This window comes from Stenotrophomonas sp. 2YAF22, from assembly GCF_052114665.1.
Lineage (GTDB): Bacteria > Pseudomonadota > Gammaproteobacteria > Xanthomonadales > Xanthomonadaceae > Stenotrophomonas > Stenotrophomonas indicatrix.
The window spans coordinates 1-2,392 of the sequence record NZ_JBFRFE010000649.1 but is presented as its reverse complement, the minus strand read 5'-3'; the positions used below and the strand labels follow the sequence as shown (position 1 = coordinate 2,392).

Below are 2,392 nucleotides of genomic sequence, written 5' to 3'. Positions count from 1 at the left end.
GACCCAGGCCTTCTCCAAGGCACTGGTCGACAACGGCCTGCTGGTCGAGCGCAATGCAACCGTGCGCCTGCCCGATGGTCGCGAGTTCAACCTCAACGGCTTCTTCGTGGTCGACGTCGAGAAGTTCATTGCGCTGCCGGATGCGACCGTCATCGAATGGCACCGCAACGGCTGGTTGGCGCTGATCCACCAGCACCTGATCTCGCTGGGTCGCTTCAACGACCTGACCCGCCGCCAGGCAGGCCGCAACGCCGCCTGATTCAGGGCGACGGCGCGGCTCCCGCAGCCCGGGAGCCGCGCCACGACTGCAGCTCGGCCAGCAGCTGGCGCGTATCGTCCCAGCCGGGCGGCACGCGATCGCCCAGCTCCCATAGCTCGCCGGCGCGTGCCTCCATGCCGCCCGCGTTGAGCATCTGCAGCACGCCCTGCAGGCGATGCGCATGATGGCGCAGCTGCGCGGCATCGCAACGAGCGATCGCTTCGTGCAGGCATTGCAGCTCGCGATCGATATCTTCTTCGTAGGCGGCCACCAGTTCGCGGGCAGTGTTTTCGAAGGCACGGCCGGGCACAGGCTGGTCCAGCGCCTGCAGCAGCGCATCGGCCTGCAACGGCTTGAGCAATACCGCGTCGATGCCGGCAACCTGGCAGCGCATCGTGTGATCGTCGCCAGTGAAGGCGGAAAGCGCGATCAGCCGGGCGCGCGGCGCGCCCTCTGCTTCATGCAGCCGCAATTGCCGGGCCAGCGCGTAGCCATCCATTCCCGGCAGACCGATGTCCAGCATCACCAGCGGGCAGGGCGCCTGCATCTGGGTCGCCAAGGCATCTTCGGCATTGGCAGCCTCCTGCACCGTCGCGCCCCAGCGCCGCAACTGGGCGGCAATGACCTGCCGGGTCAGCGCGTGATCCTCCACCAGCAGGATGCGCGTGCCGGCCAGCCGGGGCAGGGCGGACGCAGCGGCAGTGGCCGGCGCATCTTCCTGCACCTGCTGCACGGGCAGGCGAAGAATGAAGCGGCTGCCACGGCCATGCACGCTATGGACATCCAGGGTGCCGCCCATGGCCTCGGCCAACGTGCGACAGATGGAAAGGCCCAGGCCGCTGCCACCGCGCTGCCTGCCTGCATCGGCCTGCCGGAAGGGCTCGAACAGGGCGCTCATCTGCGCTGGCGCGATGCCGATGCCACTGTCGATGACCTCTATCAACAGTGATGCGTTCTTCGTGGGCGCATCCAGCTGCAGGCGCAGTTCAACGCCGCCTACGTCGGTGAACTTGACGGCATTGCCGAGCAGGTTGTCGAGCAGCTGGCGCAGGCAGTCCGGGTCCGTTGCCAGCATCGGGAACGGCGCCTGCGGTGCACAGAGCTGCAGGCTGAGCGCCTTCTTCTGCGCGAGGGGCGTAATGGCCTGCAGCGCCTGCGTGCAGATCGCAGGGACGTTGCAGGGCACCAGCTTTGGCCGGAAAGTGCCGCTGGCCAGGCGGGAGAAGTCCAGCGTGCGGTTGAGCAATCCGCGCAATGTCTGGCTGGCGGTGGCCGCAGCGGCTACCAGTTCGCGTTGACCGGCTGGCAGTGGCGCCTGGCCCAGCAGGTCGATCGACGCCATGACGGCCTGTGCGGAATTGCGCACCTCATGGCTGATCATGCCCGTCATCTGCGCCTGCTTCTGATCAAGACCCTGCTGCTGGCGCAGCCTGCGTGCAGCCAGCAACGGGAATGCCAGCAGCAGGGCTGCGGCTGGCAACAGCCAGAGCACGGTGCCATCGAGGCCTTCGCGCACCTTCTGGCCGAGCGCGGCCGGCAGCGTCTGCCGCGCCCAGCGCTGCAGCAACTGGGCATGCTCTTCGATGGTGATGTCATCCAGTGCCGCCTCGATACGATCAAGCAGCGCCTGGTCTTCGCGCCGGGCAAGCAGATGCAGCTGGGTCGAAAGATCGGCATCCACTGTCTGCAACCGCAGGCTGTGGGAGAAGTGACGTCGTGCTATCGCACCTGCAGTGGATTCCAGCCCGATCGCAACGTCGGCAATGCCGGCATCCACGGCAGCCAATGCCGCCCGCATGCTGGGGTGCGGCAGCACAGGCACCGCAGGGTGGTGCTGTGCCAGCCACACCGGGTAGGGGCCTCCTTCAACAGCAGCGATGCGCAGCGTGCCGAGATCGGCAACCCGCCGCGGCAAGCGCTCGCCAATACGGCCGGCAAGCACGCTGGCACCGCCAGGAAAACTGCGCGAGGGCGCCAGGCTGGGGCAGGGCAGGCGTGCCCCATCGTCAGCACCCATCGCCAGCACAAGATCGGCCCGCCCCTCACAGACGGCGGTCATCGCGGCGAGGGTGCTGGGAAAAGGGACTTCGACGAAGGTCAGGCCGGAATGGCGGGCCACGAGCGCGGCATAGC

The 2,392-nt window shown here is 67.6% G+C and carries 2 protein-coding genes; one reads left to right on the top strand and one right to left on the bottom strand.

Translation table 11 applies throughout. From position 1 onward, the window contains the following. The coding region (locus AB4Y84_RS19460) for a SapC family protein (RefSeq protein ID WP_442250705.1) at positions 1-259 on the top strand (259 nt) is incomplete at its 5' end. A 1-nt stretch (position 260) separates the two neighbouring features. On the opposite strand, the gene AB4Y84_RS19455 is transcribed toward AB4Y84_RS19460, so the two are convergent. Further along, positions 261-2,392: ATP-binding protein (locus tag AB4Y84_RS19455; RefSeq protein WP_442250704.1), on the bottom strand; the 2,132-nt coding region annotated here is incomplete at its 5' end.